Consider the following 18,324-nt stretch of genomic DNA (forward strand, 5'->3'; position numbering starts at 1 on the left):
CATTTCGAGTACCGCGGGAGAGCACATGTGGGCACGGCTGCCTGCGCCGGACGTCGCCGACCGGGACTTCTGGACCGCCGACCGGGTGGCCGCCGACTGCCGGTCCGCGCTCGCGACGGCCGACGCCGAACGTGGCACGCCGTGGCCGCAACCCCTGGCCTCGCACTACGCCCGGTTCTTCCGGGACGGCGACCGCACCGCCTATGAGTCGCGGGTCGCCGCTCGGCACGCCCGGCTCACCCGCGCCACCCTGGCCGCCCTGCTGGACCCCCGCACCGACCGGGTCGACGAGGTGGTCGACGGCGTGCTGCTGCTGTGCGAGCAGTCGACCTGGTGCTGGGCGGCGCACGACGACACGTTCGACCGCTTCGGCCGGGTCACCCCCACCATCACCGAGCCCTACCTCGACCTCGGGGCCGGCGAGGTCGCCGCGCAGCTCGCCTGGATCGACCATCTGCTGGGTCCTGCCCTCGACGAGCGTGCGCCCGGCGTGCGCCGGCGCATCCGGCAGGAGACGCGGACCCGGGTGCTGCGCCCGTTCACCGAGCGGCGCGACTGGTGGTGGCTCGGCGTCGACCATCCCATCATGAACTGGAGCCCCTGGATCCAGGGCAACGTGCTCGCCGCCAACCTCGCGCTGGAGGACGACCCGGACCGGCGTCGGGCCGTCTCCGCGCTCGTCGCGGAGGGGATCGCCGCCTACTGGACCTCGCTGCCCGCCGACGGCGGGGTCGACGAGGGCTACCACTACTGGTGGCAGGGCGCCGCCCGCGCGCTCGAGGCCCAGGACCTGCTCGGGTTCGCCGGGATCGAGCCGGATCCCGCGAGCCTGGACCGCATCCGCGCGACGGTCGCCTTCCCGCACTCGATGCACCTCGGCGGCGACTGGTACGTCAACGTCGCCGACGGCGCCGCGCGACCGCTCGCGACCTGGCCCTGGAACGTCGTGCACGCGTGGGCGGTGCGCACGGGCGACGCCGCCGCGGCACAGCACGCGGCGTCGTACCGCGGGCTCCCGGGCGGGTTGTTCGACGAGCGCGCCTCGCTCCCGCGTGCGGTCCGGATGCTGTCGGACCCGGCCTGGGCCGACGCCTCGGACGGCGCGCCGCCGCTCGTGCCGAGCGCGGTGTTCCCGTCGACGGGCGTGGCCGTGGCGCGGTCCGGCGCCGGCGAGACGCGCGGTCTCGCCGTCTCGGTGAAGGGCGGGCACAACGGCGAGAACCACAACCACGTCGACGTCGGCTCCGTCATCGTGGCGCTCGACGGGGTGCCCGTGGTGGTCGACGCCGGCAAACCCACCTACCGCGCCGGGACCTTCGGACCGGACCGGTACGAGCTGTGGGTGGTCCGCGGCGACTGGCACAACGTCCCGCGGGTACGCGGGGTGGAGCAGGCGCCGGGCGGGCAGTTCGGTGCCCGCGCCTTCGAGGCGCCGCCGGCGGCGGACTCCCGTCCCTGGCGGGTCCGGCTGGACCTGGCGGGGGCCTATCCGGTGGGCGGGCTCGAGCACTGGTGGCGCGAGGTCGTCCTGGACCGGGCCGCCCCGGCGGTCACCGTCGCGGACACGTGGTCCTTCGCGGACGCGCCGGACACGCACGCTTCGGGCGAGTCGGACGCGCGGGACGCAGCCGCGTCGCCGCCCGACGGCCGCACCGCCTGGCACTGGCTCCTCGCCGGTGACGTCACGCTCACGCCCGGCAGCGCGGTGGTCCGGTTCGCCCCGCAGGGCGGCCCGACGTCGCCCCGCGAGCTGACCATCACCTGGGACCCGGCGGCCGCCGACGCCGAGCTCGACGTGCGGGAGCTGGACGACCCCGAGCTGACCGCCGTCTGGGGTGAACACCTGACCCGGTTGCGGCTGACGGCGCGCACAACGGCACCGTCGGGCACATTCCTGGTAACCATGAGACCCACCGGGTCCGGATCGCTGGAGGTTGTATGACGGAGGAAGCGCCGCTACCGAGCGAGCGCCGGGCGCGCCTCATCGCCCGGGTACGCGAGACGGGCTCGGCACGCGTGAGCGACCTGTCCCGGGTGCTGGGCGTGACTCCCGTGACCGTGCGGCGCGACCTCGCCCTGCTCGTCGCGGACGGCACGCTGGAGAAGGTGCACGGCGGTGCCCGGATCCCGGCCCGCACGGCACGCGCGACGGGCGCCGCGGAGGCTGGGGACACGGGCGACGCCGGCCGGCCGACGATCGGCATGGTCGTGCCGTCCCTCGACTACTACTGGCCCGAGGTGATCCGGGGCGCCCGGGATGCCGCCCAGGGGGCGGCGCGGCTGATCCTGCGCGGCGCGTCCTACGACGTGGACCAGGTACGGCGCCAGGTCACGGCCCTCGTCGGGGAGGACGGCGGCCCAGGGGTCGACGGCCTGCTGGTCGCACCGCCCGTCGAAGGGCCGGCGGCCACCGAGCTCGGCGAATGGCTCGCCGGCCTCAACCTGCCCGTGGTCCTGATGGAACGGCGCCTGGCGGCGGGACCGTATCGCGAGCCGCTCGAGTCGGTGGCCACCGACCACGCGCTCGGCTCGGGAACGGCGGCGCGGCACCTCGCGGAGCGCGGGCACCGGCAGGTGGGGCTCGTGACGTCGCGCACCAGCCCGCACACGGCCGCCGTCCGGCGCGGGTTCCTCGCGGTGGCGGAGGAGCTGGGTCTCGACGTCGTGCTGGACCTGCAGACCGTGCCGCTCTCGGACACCGGCTGGGCCGACGAGGCCGCCTCCGTGCTCGACCGGTGCACGGCCGGTGGTGCGACGGCGCTCCTGGTGCACTCCGACCGGGAGGCGATCTCGCTGGTGGAACAGGCTCAGGAACGCGGCCTACGGGTGCCCGCCGACCTGGCGGTGATCGCCTACGACGACGAGGTCGCGGCGCTGGCCGACCCCCCGCTCACCGCGGTACGGCCGCCCAGGGCGGCGATCGGGGCGAGCGCGGTCGAGCTGCTCACGCGGCGGCTGGGCATCACAGGAGCGGACGGCGACGGTGGGCGCGACGGCAACGGCAACGGTGGCGGGAGCGACCCGGCGAGCGGCGCGGACCGCCCGGTGCACCGCGTCGAGCTGAGCCCGCACCTCATCGTCCGGGCGTCGACAGCTCCGCGCGTCCCCGGAGGGTAGGCAGGACTGCGGCCCTGACTCGGTGTACTCGGTACGACGAGTCAGGGCCGCGGTCCGGCCAGCTGCAGGTCCGTGCTGTCGCGGACCATGGTCCGCAGGCCCGCGAGCGTGCGCGGCCCGACACCGGACGCACGCGCCTGGACCAGGATGTTGCCGAGTGCCGTTGCCTCGGCCGGTCCGGCGACGACGGGGAGGCCGGTCGCCTCCGCCGTGAGCCGGTTGAGCAGCTCGTTCTGCGAGCCGCCACCCACCACGTGCACGGCCCGGATCTCGATCTTGGCCAGCTCGCCGGCCTGCCGGACCACCCGGGCATACGCGTCCGCGAGGCTGTCCAGCACCACCCGGGCCAGTGCCGCCCGGGTCGCCGGCACCTCGGCGCCGGCGCGCCGGATCGCTGCGCGTACCCGGGCCGACATGTCGCCGGGGGCCAGGAACTCGTCGCCGTCCATGGCGAGGAGGCACCGGCCGCCCGGCTCGGCCGCGGCCTCGGCCAGCAGCACACCGAGGTCGACCGGAGCGCCATCGCCCCGCGAAGCGTCCACCGACCACTCCCGGACGCACTCGTCGAGGACCCACAGGCCCATGACGTTGCGCAGGTACCTGACGGTGCCGTCGACGCCGAGCTCGTTGGTGAAGTTCGCCGCCCGGCTCGCGTCGGTGAGCACGGGCGCCGGCAGCTCCACCCCGACCAGGGACCAGGTCCCGGAGGAGATGTAGGCGGCGGCCCCGTCCTCCGGCAGCGGCGTCCCCACCACCGCTGACGCGGTGTCGTGGGAGGCCACCGCGAACACCGGTACCGCGCCGAGGCCCGTCGTCTCGCGCACGGCGTCCGTCAGGGTACCGACCACCGTCCCCGGTTCCACGAGGTCCGGAAGCAGCTCGCCCAGCCCGGCGAGCCCGGGGTACTCGGCGGCCAGCCGGTCCAGCAGGCCGGTTGCCCAGGTCCGCGACCTCGCGTCCAACAGCCCCGTGGTGGAGGCATTCGTCACCTCCGCGACCTGCCGCCCCGTCAGCCGGTACGTGATCAGGTCGGGCACGAGCAGCAGCCGGGCGGCGCGGGCCAGCTCGGCCGAGCCCGGCCCGCCGTCAGCTCCCGCGACGAGCTGGAACTCCGTGGTGAACGGCAGGTGCTGCAGGCCGTTGACGGCGTAGTGCCCGGCGAAGGAGATCCGCTCGTAGACCCCGTCCGCCACCCCCTCCGTCCGGTCGTCCCGGTAGCACCACGGATCCCCCACCAGCCCGCCGTCGGGACCGAGGAGGCCGTGGTCGATCGCCCACGAGTCCACCCCGATCCCACGGACCGCTACCCCGGTCCGCTCCGCCAGGGTGCCCGCGGCGCGCAACCCGTCGAGGATCCCCGCCCACAGGGCCTCGACGTCCCAGCGCAGGCCGTCGCCGGAGTCCACCGGGCCGTTGGAGAACCGGCCGCACTCGACCAGCTCGACCCGCCCGCCGTCGAGCATGCCGAGCATGACCCGGCCGCTGGACGCCCCCAGGTCGATCGCGACGAACCCCGAGGCGCTCACCGCAGGAACGCCGCCGCCACGCCCGCGTCGACGGGCACGTGGAGACCGGTCGTGTGGGAGAAGTCCGAGGTGCACAGCGCGAACACGGCGGACGCCACGTTCTCGGGCAGCACCTCCCGCTTGAGCAGGGTGCGCTGGGCGTAGAACTCGCCGAGCTTCTCCTCCGGCACCCCGTACACGGCGGCCCGGTTGGCACCCCAGCCCGACGCGAAGATGCCCGACCCACGCACCACGCCGTCCGGGTTCACGCCGTTCACCCGGACCCCGTGCTCGCCCAGCTCTGCGGCGAGCAGGCGCACCTGGTGCGCCTGGTCGGCCTTGGTCGCGGAGTAGGCGATGTTGTTCGGCCCCGCGAACACGGAGTTCTTCGAGGAGATGTAGACGATGTCGCCGCCCAGGCCCTGGTCCACCAGCACCCGTGCCGCCTCCCGGGAGACCAGGAACGAGCCCTTGGCCATGACGTTGTGCTGCAGGTCCCAGTCGGCCTCGGTGGTCTCGAGCAGCGACCGCGACAGGGACAGGCCCGCGTTGTTGACCACGAGGTCGACACCGCCGAACGCCAGCACCGCCTCGCGGATCCCGGCCTGCACGGCCACCTCGGACGAGACGTCCATGGCGATGCCGATGGCGACGTCCGCCGAGCCCAGCTCGGCCGCCGCCGCGGTGGCCTTCGCGGTGTCCAGGTCCGCGACCACCACGCACGCGCCCTCCGCGGCGAGCCGCTGGGCGATCGCCTTTCCGATACCCGACGCGGCCCCGGTCACCAGGGCGACCCGCGTCGCCAGGGGCTTCGGTGCGGGCATGCGCTGCAGCTTCGCCTCCTCGAGCGCCCAGTACTCGATGCGGAACTTCTCGTCCTCGGCGATGGGTGCGTAGGTGGAGATGGTCTCCGCGCCGCGCATCACGTTGATCGCGTTGACGTAGAACTCGCCGGCCACCCGCGCCGTCTGCTTGTTGCGCCCGTACGAGAACATGCCCACGCCGGGCACCAGCACGATCGCCGGGTCCGCACCGCGCATCGCCGGCGGCTCCTCACCGCGCGCCCGCGCCGCCGCCGCACCGCGCTCGTAGTACGCGGCGTAGTCCGCACGGTAGGCGGTGTGCGCCTCACGCAGGGCGGCGACCGTCTCCTCCACCGTCGCCGACGTCGGGACGTCGACCACCAGCGGCTTCACCTTGGTGCGCAGGAAGTGGTCGGGGCACGAGGTGCCGAGCTCCGCGAGCGGCAGCAGGCGCTCCCGCGCCAGGAGGTCCAGCACGACGTCGGAGTCGGTGAAGTGGCCCACCTGCGGCGCGTCCGCGGACGCGATGCCGCGGATCGTCGGAGCGAGCGCTGCCGCACGGGCCCGCCGTTCGGCGTCGGGCAAGGGCTCGTAGCCGGGGCGCACGGCACCGAACGGGTGCGCGCCGTCGGCGGCCAGGGCCGCCGTCCGCGACTCGATGAACGCCTCGGCCCGGCGGATGATGTCGAGCGAGCGGGCCTCGCACTCCTCGCTCGTGTCGCCCCAGGCGGTGATGCCGTGGCCGCCCAGGATGCACCCGATGGCCTGTGGGTTCTCGGCCTTGATGGCGGCGATGTCCAGCCCGAGCTGGAAGCCGGGACGGCGCCACGGCACCCACACCACGTCGGAGCCGAAGATCTCGCGGGTCAGCGCCTCACCGTCGGCCGCGGCGGCCACCGCGATGCCGGAGTCGGGGTGCAGGTGGTCCACGTGGGCGGCGTCGACCAGCCCGTGCATGGCCGTGTCGATCGACGGCGCCGCCCCGCCCTTGCCGTGCAGGCAGTAGTCGAACGCGGCGACCATCTCGTCCTCGCGGTCCAGGCCCGGGTACACGTCGACGAGCGCCCGCATCCGGTCCAGCCGCAGCACGGCCAGGCCCTGGGGCCGGAGCGTGCCGAGGTCGCCGCCGGAGCCCTTGACCCACAGCAGCTCGACGGGCTCACCCGTCACGGGGTCGGTGGCGTTGCCCTTCGCGGACGTGTTGCCGCCCGCGTAGTTGGTGTTCCTGGGGTCGGCGCCCAGCCCGTTCGAGCGGGCGACGAGCGCGGTGACCGTCGGGTTCTCTGTCGCGTCGGCAGTCTGGTTCGTCATCGGGCTGCTGCTTCCGTCTCGGTTCGGTCGGTGGTGAGCCAGTCGGCGATGCGCGCGATGCTGCGGGCCGCGCCGGCGGTCTCGGGTTCGTTGAGGTGGCCGTGATAGGTGCCGTCCTCGCGGACGAGCACGACGTCGACGCCGGCCGCGGCGAGCTCGGCGCAGTACGCCTCACCGGAGGACCGCAGGGCGTCGTGGTCGGACGTGACGACGAACGTGGGCGGCAGCCCGCGCAGGTCCTGTCCTCCAGGGTGCGCGTACGGGGAGATCGGGAGGTCGCTCCGGCCGAGGTAGTTGGCGCCCATCGCGCGCATCGCCTCGGGCGGGAAGTCGCGCTCGGGCGGCAACGCCGCGATCTTGGCGGCGAGCTCCGGGCCGGCGGCCGGGAGCTCGTAGTGCGCCACCGGGTAGGCGAGCACCACCGAGCGCGGCCGCGGCCCGCCGGCGTCCCGCAGGCGGAGCGACGCGCCGGCCGCCAGGTTGCCGCCGGCGCTCGCGCCGCCCAGCGACCAGCGCTCCGGGCCGACGCCGAGGCCGGCGTCCCGCGCCCACCCGTAGGCGAACGTGACCTCTTCGGACGCGACGGGGAACCGCGCCCCGCCGGCCGCCTGCGGCGCGGCCGGTTCGCGGTAGTCCAGCTCGGGTGCGAGCTGGTAGTCGACGCTCACGACCACGACTCCGTCGGCGGCGAGGCTCCGTGCCACCCAGTCGGACTCGGGCATGTCGAGGTCACCGTGCATGAAGGCACCCCCGTGCGCCCACACCAGGCCGGCCACACGCTCCACGCCCGCCGCCGGTTCGTAGACCCGCACCGGCAGGTCGCCGTGCGGGCCCCTCAGCACGCGGTCACCGACGACGCTCACGCGCCCCATCCGGCCTGGGCGCCTCCGACCCGCTCGGCGGCGATCTTCTCGGCGTACCCGGACGCGGCGAACGCGGCGGTCGGGTTCGGGTCGAGACCCATCTCCTCGCGCACCTGTGCGACGAGCGGGCGCACGTCGGTGTCGTACGCGTCCATGAGAACAGCGTGCGCACCGAGCACGTCACCGGCCAGCTGGGCCGCCGTGAGGGCCTCGACGTCGACGAGCAGGGCCTTCGCCGTCGCCTCCTGGACGTTCATGACCGACCGGATCTGCGCGGGGATCTTGGGCTCGATGTTGTGGCACTGGTCGAGCATGAAGTTGACCCCGCTGTCCGGGGCGTGGGCGCCGGCGGAGACGATCTCGTGCATGATCCGGAACAGCTGGAACGGGTCCGCCGCACCGACCATGAGGTCGTCGTCGGCGTAGAAGCGGCTGTTGAAGTCGAACGCGCCCAGGCGGCCCTGGCGCAGCAGCTGCGCCACGATGAACTCGATGTTGGTGCCGGGGGCGTGGTGGCCCGTGTCGAGCACCACCTTCGCCCGGTCACCGAGGGCCATGACGTGCAGCAGGGACGTGCCCCAGTCCGGGACGTCCGTGATGTAGAACGCGGGCTCGAAGAACTTGTACTCGAGCACCATGTGCTGGTCGTCGTCGAGTGCCGCGTAGATCTGGGCCAGGGACTCGGCGATCCGGTCCTGGCGGGCCCTGATCGAGTCCTGGCCGGGGTAGTTGAGCCCGTCGGAGAGCCAGACCTTGAGGTCCTTGGAACCGGTGGTCCGCATCACGTCGATGCACTGCTTGTGGTGGTCCACCGCCTTGGCGCGGACCCGGGGGTCGGGATGGGCGAGCGAGCCCAGCATGAAGTCGTCGTCCTGGAAGACGTTCGAGTTGATCATGCCGATCCGCACGCCCAGGTCCTCGGCGTGCCGGGCGAGCGCGCCGAAGTCGTCGACGAGGTCCCAGGGGATGTGCAGGCTCACCCGCGGGGCGACGCCGGTGTACTGGTGCACCTGCGCAGCGTCGGACAGCTTCTCGAACGGGTCGCGCGGCACACCCGGCTGCCCGAACACCTTGAACCTGGTGCCCGAGTTTCCGAACGCCCAGGACGGCAGCTCGATCGTCTGCTGCCGGAGCGCGATCTTGGCCGCCTCGGTCCGTGCGGATGCCGCCATGGCGTCCTCCCTCTCCGCGCACGTCCTCGTGCGCACCTTGAAACGATTCAGTCGCAGCCTATTCCGAGGACGGCGGACGGTCAAGGCGTCCCGGCAGCAGTCCGGCGCCCACCGGCAGAAAAGAAGTCAGGTGACCGGCAGCTCGAGCTGCCGGTCACCTGACTTCTCACCGGTCATGCGGCCAGGACGGGCCGGGTGTTCAGTACCGCGAGTCGGCGTATGCCAGATACCTCGAGGTGACCAGGATGGCGCGGCGGAGCGTCGCCTCGTCCTTGGCCGCGTTGTTCCTCAGCTGGTCCACCCAGTACGCGGTGGTGCTGTCACTCGGGACCTCGTCGAGGTAGTGGTCGTACGTAGCGAGCACCCGCACCCGCACCCCCGCGCCGCTGCCCCAGAGGGCATCCGCCACGCCGGCCCGGCCGAGGGTGGACACCCGCGGCACCCAGTGGTCCAGCTGGCTCGCGGTCGGCGCGCGGTGCAGGATGTGCTGGTACAGGGCCTTGACGTACGCGGTGTCGGTGCCACCCACACGGTTGTAGAACTGCGGGTTCGCCAGCAGGTAGGGCTCGAACTCGTCGATGGTCCGCGTCCCGTCCTTGACGCGGGCCACATGGTAGGACACCTGGCTGGACGACGGGGTGTAGCCGAGGATGGCCTCGAACGCGGAGACGATCCGCGCGGCCCGGTAGTTGTCCGACCTCGCCATGCCTTCGGCCAGCACACTCTGGCCGTCCACCGATACCCGGTACGCCCAGCTGTCGATGTCGGCGACGGTGGCCTCGCGGCCGAGGCTGTCCATGTAGACCGCCTGGACGAAGTTCGTGTACTTCTCCGCGACCTCGGTGTACTGCTCCGCGTAGCCGGCTGCCGCGTTCCGGATGCTCGCGAGCTGCGGGTAGCCCAGGTCCCCCGGGCACTCCGTCCGGTGCGTGTCGCGGTGGCCGAAGACGCGCGGCAGCACAACCTGCTCACCGGCGCCGTACCGGCCGCCGGACGTGAGCCCCGCGGAGGTGAACGTGGCCGACTCGGCCGGGTCCACGCCGTACTCCGACAGCCGGTAGCCCGCTATCTGGGCGACGCCGTCCTGCTGCGCCGAGGACGGCGCCACGTTCGTGTAGGTGCCGACCATGGAGATGCCCACGGTGCGGGTGTTGAAGCCGCCCGCATGCGCGCCGATGATCGGGTCCTCGATGCTCCCTTGGGCGCCCTCGTAGACGTTGCCCCACTTGTCGACCAAGAAGTTGTAGCCGATGTCGCACCAGCCGTGCCCGTTCTGGTGGTACGCCTGATCGTTCCGGATCAGCTGCATGGCCTCGGCGACCGTCGCGTAGTCGTTCGGGTTCACCGTGTGGTGCACGACGGCGCCGTCGAGCCGGTCCGCCGCTCCCCACGTCGTGCCGGGCGTGCCCTCTCCGCCGTCCGGCGGGCACTCGGGGATCGCCCGCGGCGGGGCAGCACCCCACTCGGCGCGCGTGATGATCGTGGGCCCGTTGGTGGCCGCCGACGCTTCCACCGCACCCGACGTCGTCGCGGCAACAGTATTGACCTGCTCCGACGTCACAAGCGTCAGCTCGACACCGTCCGGGACCGAGGCTGCCTTGTCGACGGTGGCGACCTGGACCGCCACTGCCTCGCCCACGTGCACCGGTGCGGACATGAACTCGGCCTGCTCGCCGTCGGGCACGTCGCTGGACTTCTCCAGGTGCGTCCACTCGCCCCAGGAACCGTCCTCGGCCTGCGCCCGGACCTGCAGCTCGGGCACCTCGGCGTCGATCGTCGCGGGCCACTTCACGCCGACGGTCTGGAACCCGGCAGGTGCTGCGACCTCGCCGGCGATACGCCCGGCGTTGTCGGCGGTGTCGAGCACGACCTCCCCGTCGGCGACGGTGCGGCCCTGGGGGTTCGCCGCGGGCGCCCCCTTGGTGACGTCCTTGACCCGCTCGGTCGCGGCGGCGGGAGCCGCGGCGACGGCGATGGTCTCGACCTTGGCCGGGGTCGTCCGCGTGTCCGGCAGCGCGGAGTCCTCCGGCGCTACCGGCCCGGACAGTCCCTCGGGCTCGAGGGACGGCTCCAGCGTCGTCGCCGTCGCCGCCGGGGCGAGTGCGCCACCGAGCATGAGTGCTGGAGCCACACCGAGGACGAGGGCCCGTCCCACCATGCCGCGCGCCGGCGTCGCGCCGCCACCACCTCGTGCACCGTTCTTGGACCTTGATCTCGGCGCTGCTGCGTGCCGTGCCACAGATGACCTCCACGTCGGGGACGCGCCTGGCCTGCCCTCAGGCGGCCGGCGCACATGTCACCCGACCCTAGCGAGGCATGGGTGCGGCTTTCACTCGCCCGCGGGGGTGAATTTTCGGAAGACGCGTATCCGACGAGGGCGTCATCCCGCGCATGTCCGACATAGGAGCCTGTTTCACCACAGAACGGTGAGACCAAAGCTCCCATGCCGGACAGTAAGCCGGTCAGAAGTCGAAGTCCGCGATGTTGCTCTCGTCGAACACGTACGGCTCGCCCAGCAGGACCTCGCCGTCGGCTCCGACGGTGAACTCGCCCAGCCGGCCGGCCTCGAAGGTGTCCCCCTCCTCGCCCGTGATGTCGCCCGCCGCCAGGGCCGCGGCCGCCTGCGCCGCCAGGTAGCCCAGGTCGGTCGGGTTCCAGAGCGCGAACGCCTCGACGGTGCCGTCCTCGACGTACTCGCGCATCTGGTTGGGCGTGCCGAGACCCGTGACCGCCACCTTGCCCTGGTATTCCGACGTCGACACGTAGCGCGCCGCCGCCGCGATGCCGACCGTGGTGGGCGAGACGATGCCCTTGAGGTCCGGGTGCGACTGCAGCAGCGCGGCCGTCTTGTCGAACGAGGTCTGGTCGTCGTCGTCGCCGTAGACGATCTCGACCAGCTCGATGTCCGGATAGTCGGCGGCGAGCTTCTCCTCCATGAGCGCGATCCACGCGTTCTGGTTGGTGGCGTTCGCCGACGCCGACAGGATCGCGATCTCACCCTCGCCCCCGATCTGGTCCGCCACCAGCTCGAGCTGCTTGTCCGCGATGCCCTCAGGCGACGCCTGGTTGACGAACAGGTCGCGGAACTGCGGCTCGGTGTCCGAGTCGAAGGTGACCACCTTGGTGCCCGCCGACCGCGCTTCCTCCAGCGCGTCGCCGATCGCCGTCGGGTCGTTCGCCGACACCACCAGCGCGCCGACGCCCTGCTGGGCGGCGGTATTGATGAAGGGCACCTGGGCGTCGGGCGACGCGGTGTCCGGACCGACCTCCTCCACGGTGGCGCCCATCTCCTCACCGGCCTCCTCGGCGCCCGCCGTGGAGGCCTCGAAGTACGGGTTGCCCAGGTTCTTGGGCAGCATGGTGATCGTGACGTCACCGTCGCCACCGCCGTCGTCCCCGCCCGAGCCGCATGCGGTCAGACCAAGAGCCAGTACGGCGGCCGTGCCGGCCGCGAGCGCAGCTGTGAACTTCATCGTCCGTCTCCCTACGTTCGTTGCCCGGCGGCGGGGCTGCCGTCGGGGTCCCCGGGAGGCCCCGCGGCGAGGCGGGGCGGCTCGTCGGGGGTGACGGCGTTCCGCCGCCGTACTCTCAGGCCGCCCGCGATGCGCGGGGCGACCACGGAAACAACCAGGGCGGTGCCGATCACGATGTTGATGACGTTGACGGTGACCCCCTCCAGACGGAGCGCGCTGCCGAGCACGCCGATGAGCAGGACGCCCGCGACCACACCGTGGATGGCGCCACGCCCGCCGAAGATGGAGACCCCGCCCAGCAGCACGGCGGCGACCACCTGGAGCTCCATGCCGGTCGCGTTGTCGCCGCGCGCGCTGCCGTAGCGGAGCGTGTAGTAGACGCCTGCGAGCGCCGACACGGCACCCGAGAGCACGAAGAGGATCAGCAGGGTCCGCCGGACGTCGACGCCGGAGAACCGTGCGGCCTCCTTGCTGCGGCCGATGTCGAGCACGTTCCTGCCGAACGGTGTCGCGTGCAGCAGCACCGCGAACACGGCGACCAGTGCGAGGAGCCCGAGGGTGATCGCCGGGTAGGGCGTCTCCCCGAGGTTCTCGGTGGCACCGTCGGTCCAGGTCTCGGGAAAGCCGGTGACCGCCGTCGTGCCGAGCAGGCCCACGGCGAGGCCGCGGTACAGCGCGAGCGAACCGATGGTGACCGCCAGGGACGGCAGGCCGCCGTAGGCGACGAGCGCCCCGTTGACCGCGCCGCACACCGCGCCGACCAGCACGGACACGAGCAGAGCCGGCCAGAGGCCCAGCCCTGCCTGGTAGAGCAGCCCGAAGGTCACGCTGGACAGGCCCACCACCGACGCGACCGACAGGTCGATCTCGCCCGTGGCGATGATCAGCGTCATGGGCAGGGCGATGAGCAGCACGGGTGCGACGTCGAGCACCAGGTAGGTGATGGTGAGCGGGCCGTCGAAGCCCTGCACCACCGAGACGGCGACGACCCAGGCGACGACCAGGATCAGGATGGTCAGCATCTCGCGGGTGAGCAGCGCGCGCTGCCACCACGGGCGGGCATGGGTCCTCATGTGGTCGCCTCCGCACGATCGTTCGGGCCGGACGGCGGGTCGGCGTCGGGCTGCGGGGCCGGGCCGGACGGCGGGTCGGCGTCGGACGGCGGGTCGGCGTCGCGTGCGGCGGCCAGGCGGCGCGACCGGCGGTTGGCGAGCACGCGGTCGAGCGCTATGGCGCCGATGATGAGGGCGCCCACCACGGCCCGCTGCCAGAAGTCGGGGATGCCCACGACGGGCAGCGCGCGGTTGATGGTCAGCAGGAGCATCGCGCCGAGCGCGGCGCCCACCACGGTGCCGCTGCCTCCGAAGATCGCGACGCCGCCCACCACGACGGCGCCGACCACCTGCAGCTCCATGCCGGTGCCGGCACCTGACGACACCGTCCCGTACCGCGCCGCGAACATGACGCCGGCGAGCCCGGCGAGGGCGCCGCCCAGGGCGAACGCCCCCAGCAGCCGACGGCGGACGGGCAGGCCCTGCAGGGCGGCGGCGTCGGGGTCGGAGCCGATGGCGTACAGCTGCCGGCCGCCCCGCGAGGTGTGCAGGTAGTAGGCGACCGCCGCCAGCACGACCGCGGCCACGATGGTCAGCACGGGCACGCCCAGCACCTGCTGCGTGCCCAGCCCGAGGAAGGCCCCGGGCATGTCGGCGGCGTCGATCCGGTCGCTGCCCGCCCAGGTGAGGGTCACCCCGCGGTAGACGTACAGGGTGCCGAGCGTGATGACGAGGGCCGGAACACGGGCGAACGCCACGATGGAGCCGTTGACCAGGCCGAGCAGGGCCCCGGTCGCGACGGCGACGAGGGTCACCACGATGATCGGCAGGTCGGGTGCGGCCAGGAACAGCCGGCCCGTCAGGTACGCGGTGAGCCCCAGCACCGAGCCGACGGACAGGTCCACGTTGCGGGTGATGACCACCACCGCCTGCCCCACGGCGAGCACCACGAGGATCGCGGGGGTGAGCAGCAGGTCGCGCCAGCCGACGGCGCTGAGCAGGAAGCCGGGCTGCACGACGGTCGTCACGCCGATCACGGCCAGGAGGGCGAGCGCGATACCCGCCTCGCGGCGGCGGAGCAGGCTTCTCATGCCACGCCTCCGTTCTCGGCCAGGGTGTCGGTGCGGTCGGCGTCCGGGCGGTCCGCGCCCGGGTGGTCCGCGCCCGGGTGGTCCGCGCCCGTGCTGTCCGCCGAGGCGCCGGGCGTCGCCGCCCGCATCACGGCCTCCGGCGTCGCTTCCGCGCGGCTCAGCTCGGTGGCGATGCGCCCCTCGCGCACCACGAGTACGCGGTCGGCCATGCCCAGTACCTCCGGCAGCTCGGACGAGATCATGAGAACGGCCAGCCCGTCGGCCGCCAGGGTGGACAGCAGCCGGTGCACCTCTGCCTTGGTGCCGACGTCGATGCCGCGGGTCGGCTCGTCCACGATGAGCACCTTCGGCCCGGTGGCCAGCCACTTCGCCAGCACCACCTTCTGCTGGTTGCCGCCGCTCATGGTGGTGGCCAGCGCGTCCAGCGCACCGGCCTTCACCGCGAGGCGGGCGGACCAGTCGCGCGCGAGGCGCGCCTCGGCGTCCGGCAGGAGGATGCCGAGGCGGGCGAGCCTCTTTCGGGCAGGGCCTTCGCGCGCTTCTCCTCGTACGCCGCCCTCGTCCCTCGGGCCGCGTCGTCGTCGAAGCGCGACGGCGCTCACGTTGCGGACCACCGACGACTCGGTGACCAGACCCTGCAGCCGCCGGTCCTCCGGGACGAGGGCGAGGCCCGCCGCAATGGCGGCCGCCGGGTCGCCCGGTCGCAGGGGCTGCCCACCGACGGTGACCCGCCCGGCGTCGTACCGGTCGACGCCGAACACCGCGCGGGCGATCTCGCTGCGTCCGGCACCGACGAGCCCGGCCAGGCCGACGATCTCGCCCGCCCGGACCTCGAAGGACACGCCGTGGAAGGTCCCGGTCGACTCCAGTCCCTCGACCCGCAGCACCACCTCGCCGGGAGTGCTCTGCACCTTGGGATAGAGCTCGGCCACGTCCCGGCCGACCATGCGGCGCACCAGCGCGTCGGGCGTGACGTCGGCGACGGCATCCGTCGAGACGTGCGCGCCGTCGCGCATGACGGTGACGGTGTCGCAGAGGTCGGCCACCTCGTCGAGGCGGTGCGAGATGAAGACGACGGCGCGGCCGGCGTCGCGCAGCCCCCGGGCGACGGCGAACAGGCGGCGTACCTCGACGGCACTCAGCGCCGCCGTCGGCTCGTCCATGACCAGGAGGCGCGCGTCCAGGGAGATCGCCTTGGCGATCTCCACGATCTGCTGGTCCGCGATGGACAGCCCCTCGGCGGGGCGGTCCGGGTCCAGGTCCACGCCGAGATCCCGGAACAGACCACGGGCTCGCTCGCGCATGGCGCGCCGGTCGATCCGGCGGAAGCGGCCGACCGGCTCGCGGCCGAGAAAGATGTTCTCGGTGACGGTCAGGTCCGGAAAGCTCGCGGGCTCCTGGTGGATGACTGCGACACCGGCGGCCTTGGCGTCGGCGGGTCCGGCGAAGTCGACGGGTCGGCCGTCGAGCTCGACGACGCCGGCGTCGCGACGGTGCACGCCGCCCACGATCTTGACCAGGGTGGACTTGCCCGCCCCGTTCTCGCCGACGAGCGCATGGATGCTGCCGGGCCGGACCACGAGGGTGCCGGAACGGAGCGCGGCAACAGGCCCGAAGGACTTGGCGACCCTCTCGAGGCGCAGCGTCGGTGCGGCGTTCGGCATATCTCTCCGTCGAGCTCTGCGGGTGGTCGGCAGTGACCACGAGGGCGGGTTTGAATCGTTCAAACCACTACTCGGAAGATAGACCCACCAGGTCAGAGCGTCAAGAACCTACGGCGCGTCCATTGCCGGGCCCTGCCGCTTACGCAACTCTTGGTCGATCAGGGGCGAATTCTGCCCGAGGCGCTTCCTGGAGGTGACCGGAGATGACCCAACCAGCAGCGGAGAAGCTCGACGAGCTCGGCGAGGAACCCACCGAGCTCAAGCGGGTAATGGGGCCCAAGCTGCTCCTGCTCTTCATCGTCGGCGACATTCTCGGCACCGGCGTGTACGCACTCACCGGCCAGGTGGCCGCCGAGGTCGGCGGTGCGGCATGGGCCCCGTTCATCGTCGCCTTCGCCATCGCGCTCATCACCGCGTTCTCCTACCTGGAGCTGGTGACCAAGTACCCGCAGGCGGCCGGCGCCGCCCTGTACACGCACAAGGCCTTCGGCATCCACTTCCTCACGTTCATCGTGTGCTTCGCCGTGATGTGCTCGGGCATCACGTCCGCCTCCACCGCCGCCCGCGCCGTCGGGTCCAACCTGCTCGTCGGTTTCGGCGTCGACGAACCCAGCACCTGGACCGTGGTCGCCGTCGCCCTGGTCTTCATGGCCCTGGTCGCGGCGGTGAACCTGCGCGGTGTCGGCGAGTCCGTGAAGGCCAACATCGTGCTCACGATCGTCGAGCTCTCCGGCCTGCTGTTCATCATCCTGGTCGGCATCTTCGCGGCCTTCGGCGGAAATGCGGACTTCAGCCGCGTGATGGTGTTCGAGAGCCCCGGCGACAAGAACGCCTTCCTCGCCGTGACCGCCGCGACGGCGCTGGCGTTCTTCGCGATGGTCGGCTTCGAGGACGCCGTCAACATGGCCGAGGAGACGCACGATCCGGTGAAGAACTTTCCGCGCATGATGATCACCGGCATCGGCATCACCGGCGTCATCTACGTGCTGGTCGCGATCTTCACCGTGGCGATCGTGCCGGTGGGCGAGCTCGGCGCGAGCGACACCCCGCTCACGCTGGTGGTCGAGCGGGCCCTGCCCGGCTTCCCCATCGGCTCCATCTTCCCGTTCATCACGATCTTCGCCGTCGCCAACTCGGCCCTGATCAACATGCTCATGGCGTCACGCCTCCTGTACGGCATGGCCAAGCAGAAGGTGCTGCCGCCGTTCCTCGGGCGGGTCTCCCCGCAGCGGCGGACGCCCACCGCGGCGATCGTGTTCACCACGTTCATCGCGCTCGGCCTCATCGTGCTCGTGACGCTGCAGGAGGAGTCGGGCGTCATCGCCGCACTCGGCGGCACCACGTCGCTCTTGCTGCTCGCGGTGTTCACCATCGTCAACGTCGCGGTGCTCAAGCTGCGGAGCAACATCGTCGACCGGAGGCATTTCGTGGCCCCGACGGTGCTGCCGATCCTCGGTGCGCTGCTCTGCGCGTTCTTCGTCGGGCCGTGGACCGGGCGCGACCCGCTCCAGTACCAGATCGCCGGCTGGCTGCTGCTCATCGGTGTCGTGCTGTGGTTCGTCACCTGGGCGTTCAACCGCCCGGACCCGACGAAGATCACGGACCCGAACGCACTCAGCGAACGCGAGGGCGGCGTCAACTAGCCCGCCCACCCACCTCCCCCACCCCACCTAACCCCACCCCCTAGCCCCACCTTCGAGGTCAAGGTTGATTCGCTTTGAGACCGTCCAAAGCGAATCAACCTTGGCCTCGAAAGGACTCGCGTCGCGTCCAGGAGAGCGGACGGGGAGCGGACGAGGGGCGGACGAGGACCGGGCGATCGGGGCAGGTCAGCCCGCGTCCTCCAGGGCCGCCAGCTGGGCCTCCAGGTGGAACACCTCGTCCAGCAGCACGAACCCGTCGTCCGGGTTGCCCTCGTCCACGAAGAATCCGGACATCGCCGCCTGCCACCGGGCGTTGACCTCGGTCGCGGCCATCCCGCGCTGCGCCGCGGCGTAGTCGTCGGTCTCCAGGACCCCGACCAGCAGGCCATCGTCGCGCAGGAACAGGTGGTAGTCCCGCCACCCCGTGTCCCGCAGCGCCTCCAGCATCTCGGGCCAGACGGCGGTGTGTGCCGCCCGGTACTCCGGGATACGGTCGGCCCGCACCCGGGACGTGAAACAGACGCGTGCGCCCGCAGAATTGCTCGACATCTCCGGTCCTCCGGTCCTCGCGCCCGCCGAAGGGCGACCGCGGTGTCATGAATCGGTTCATAATGTAGCCCGAAGCAAGGA

The 18,324-nt window shown here is 72.4% G+C and carries 13 protein-coding genes; 3 read left to right on the top strand and 10 right to left on the bottom strand.

The window, feature by feature from the left end:
• The first annotated feature begins 25 nt into the window (after window positions 1–25).
• Both ACFSL2_RS14875 and ACFSL2_RS14880 read left to right on the top strand, forming a co-directional pair.
• Window positions 26–1,942 carry a heparinase II/III family protein gene (locus ACFSL2_RS14875; protein WP_377198604.1) on the top strand — a complete coding sequence of 639 codons (1,917 nt, stop codon included), beginning with the start codon at window positions 26–28 and terminating at the stop codon, window positions 1,940–1,942.
• The gene (locus ACFSL2_RS14880) at window positions 1,939–3,117 is read left to right on the top strand and encodes a substrate-binding domain-containing protein (protein WP_377198605.1); all 1,179 of its coding nucleotides are present in this window, start codon (window positions 1,939–1,941) and stop codon (window positions 3,115–3,117) included. Before ACFSL2_RS14875 ends, ACFSL2_RS14880 begins: the two co-directional genes overlap by 4 nt.
• 41 nt (window positions 3,118–3,158) lie before the next feature.
• On the opposite strand, the gene ACFSL2_RS14885 is transcribed toward ACFSL2_RS14880, so the two are convergent.
• The 9 genes from ACFSL2_RS14885 to ACFSL2_RS14925 all read right to left on the bottom strand — a co-directional run bounded on the left by ACFSL2_RS14885 (window position 3,159) and on the right by ACFSL2_RS14925 (window position 16,051).
• Complete coding sequence (locus ACFSL2_RS14885) at window positions 3,159–4,643, bottom strand: rhamnulokinase (protein ID WP_377198606.1); 1,485 nt, start codon at window positions 4,641–4,643, stop codon at window positions 3,159–3,161.
• Window positions 4,640–6,736 carry a bifunctional aldolase/short-chain dehydrogenase gene (locus ACFSL2_RS14890; RefSeq protein WP_377198607.1) on the bottom strand — a complete coding sequence of 699 codons (2,097 nt, stop codon included), beginning with the start codon at window positions 6,734–6,736 and terminating at the stop codon, window positions 4,640–4,642. The genes ACFSL2_RS14885 and ACFSL2_RS14890 overlap by 4 nt, the downstream gene beginning before the upstream one ends.
• Window positions 6,733–7,608 (bottom strand): alpha/beta hydrolase, encoded by an 876-nt coding sequence (locus tag ACFSL2_RS14895; RefSeq protein WP_377198608.1) that lies wholly within the window; start codon window positions 7,606–7,608, stop codon window positions 6,733–6,735. The genes ACFSL2_RS14890 and ACFSL2_RS14895 overlap by 4 nt, the downstream gene beginning before the upstream one ends.
• Entirely contained in the window at window positions 7,596–8,771 is a 1,176-nt protein-coding gene (gene rhaI / locus ACFSL2_RS14900) for an L-rhamnose isomerase (RefSeq protein WP_377198609.1), read from the bottom strand. The genes ACFSL2_RS14895 and rhaI overlap by 13 nt, the downstream gene beginning before the upstream one ends.
• A gap of 199 nt (window positions 8,772–8,970) precedes the next feature.
• Window positions 8,971–11,010 carry an N-acetylmuramoyl-L-alanine amidase gene (locus ACFSL2_RS14905; protein WP_377198610.1) on the bottom strand — a complete coding sequence of 680 codons (2,040 nt, stop codon included), beginning with the start codon at window positions 11,008–11,010 and terminating at the stop codon, window positions 8,971–8,973.
• Between the two features lie 223 nt (window positions 11,011–11,233).
• Window positions 11,234–12,244, bottom strand: a complete 1,011-nt coding sequence (rhaS, locus tag ACFSL2_RS14910) for a rhamnose ABC transporter substrate-binding protein (RefSeq protein ID WP_377198611.1) — start codon at window positions 12,242–12,244, stop codon at window positions 11,234–11,236.
• Between the two features lie 11 nt (window positions 12,245–12,255).
• A complete protein-coding gene (locus tag ACFSL2_RS14915; protein WP_377198612.1) occupies window positions 12,256–13,317 on the bottom strand; it encodes an ABC transporter permease in 1,062 nt (353 codons plus the stop codon).
• Window positions 13,314–14,387 (bottom strand): ABC transporter permease, encoded by a 1,074-nt coding sequence (locus tag ACFSL2_RS14920; RefSeq protein ID WP_377198613.1) that lies wholly within the window; start codon window positions 14,385–14,387, stop codon window positions 13,314–13,316. Before ACFSL2_RS14920 ends, ACFSL2_RS14915 begins: the two co-directional genes overlap by 4 nt.
• Entirely contained in the window at window positions 14,384–16,051 is a 1,668-nt protein-coding gene (locus tag ACFSL2_RS14925) for a sugar ABC transporter ATP-binding protein (protein WP_377198614.1), read from the bottom strand. Before ACFSL2_RS14925 ends, ACFSL2_RS14920 begins: the two co-directional genes overlap by 4 nt.
• A 203-nt stretch (window positions 16,052–16,254) precedes the next feature.
• On the opposite strand from ACFSL2_RS14925, the gene ACFSL2_RS14930 reads away from it, so the two are divergent.
• The gene (locus ACFSL2_RS14930) at window positions 16,255–17,694 is read left to right on the top strand and encodes an APC family permease (protein WP_377198615.1); all 1,440 of its coding nucleotides are present in this window, start codon (window positions 16,255–16,257) and stop codon (window positions 17,692–17,694) included.
• A 186-nt stretch (window positions 17,695–17,880) separates the two neighbouring features.
• Here ACFSL2_RS14930 and ACFSL2_RS14935 read toward each other — a convergent pair whose 3' ends face one another.
• Entirely contained in the window at window positions 17,881–18,243 is a 363-nt protein-coding gene (locus ACFSL2_RS14935) for an L-rhamnose mutarotase (RefSeq protein ID WP_377198616.1), read from the bottom strand.
• Window positions 18,244–18,324 lie beyond the last annotated feature (81 nt).

It is taken from the genome of Promicromonospora aerolata (assembly GCF_042682255.1).
Classification (GTDB): domain Bacteria; phylum Actinomycetota; class Actinomycetes; order Actinomycetales; family Cellulomonadaceae; genus Promicromonospora; species Promicromonospora aerolata.

Excerpts from the sequence above, each read along its gene's own strand:
- rhaI (WP_377198609.1), bottom strand. The coding sequence starts at position 8,771 with ATGGCGGCATCCGCACGGACCGAGGCGGCCAAGATCGCGCTCCGGCAG.
- ACFSL2_RS14935 (WP_377198616.1), bottom strand. The coding sequence starts at position 18,243 with ATGTCGAGCAATTCTGCGGGCGCACGCGTCTGTTTCACGTCCCGGGTG.
- ACFSL2_RS14875 (WP_377198604.1), top strand. The coding sequence starts at position 26 with ATGTGGGCACGGCTGCCTGCGCCGGACGTCGCCGACCGGGACTTCTGG.
- ACFSL2_RS14890 (WP_377198607.1), bottom strand. The coding sequence starts at position 6,736 with ATGACGAACCAGACTGCCGACGCGACAGAGAACCCGACGGTCACCGCG.
- rhaS (WP_377198611.1), bottom strand. The coding sequence starts at position 12,244 with ATGAAGTTCACAGCTGCGCTCGCGGCCGGCACGGCCGCCGTACTGGCT.
- ACFSL2_RS14920 (WP_377198613.1), bottom strand. The coding sequence starts at position 14,387 with ATGAGAAGCCTGCTCCGCCGCCGCGAGGCGGGTATCGCGCTCGCCCTC.
- ACFSL2_RS14925 (WP_377198614.1), bottom strand. The coding sequence starts at position 16,051 with ATGCCGAACGCCGCACCGACGCTGCGCCTCGAGAGGGTCGCCAAGTCC.
- ACFSL2_RS14880 (WP_377198605.1), top strand. The coding sequence starts at position 1,939 with ATGACGGAGGAAGCGCCGCTACCGAGCGAGCGCCGGGCGCGCCTCATC.
- ACFSL2_RS14915 (WP_377198612.1), bottom strand. The coding sequence starts at position 13,317 with ATGAGGACCCATGCCCGCCCGTGGTGGCAGCGCGCGCTGCTCACCCGC.
- ACFSL2_RS14895 (WP_377198608.1), bottom strand. The coding sequence starts at position 7,608 with ATGGGGCGCGTGAGCGTCGTCGGTGACCGCGTGCTGAGGGGCCCGCAC.
- ACFSL2_RS14930 (WP_377198615.1), top strand. The coding sequence starts at position 16,255 with ATGACCCAACCAGCAGCGGAGAAGCTCGACGAGCTCGGCGAGGAACCC.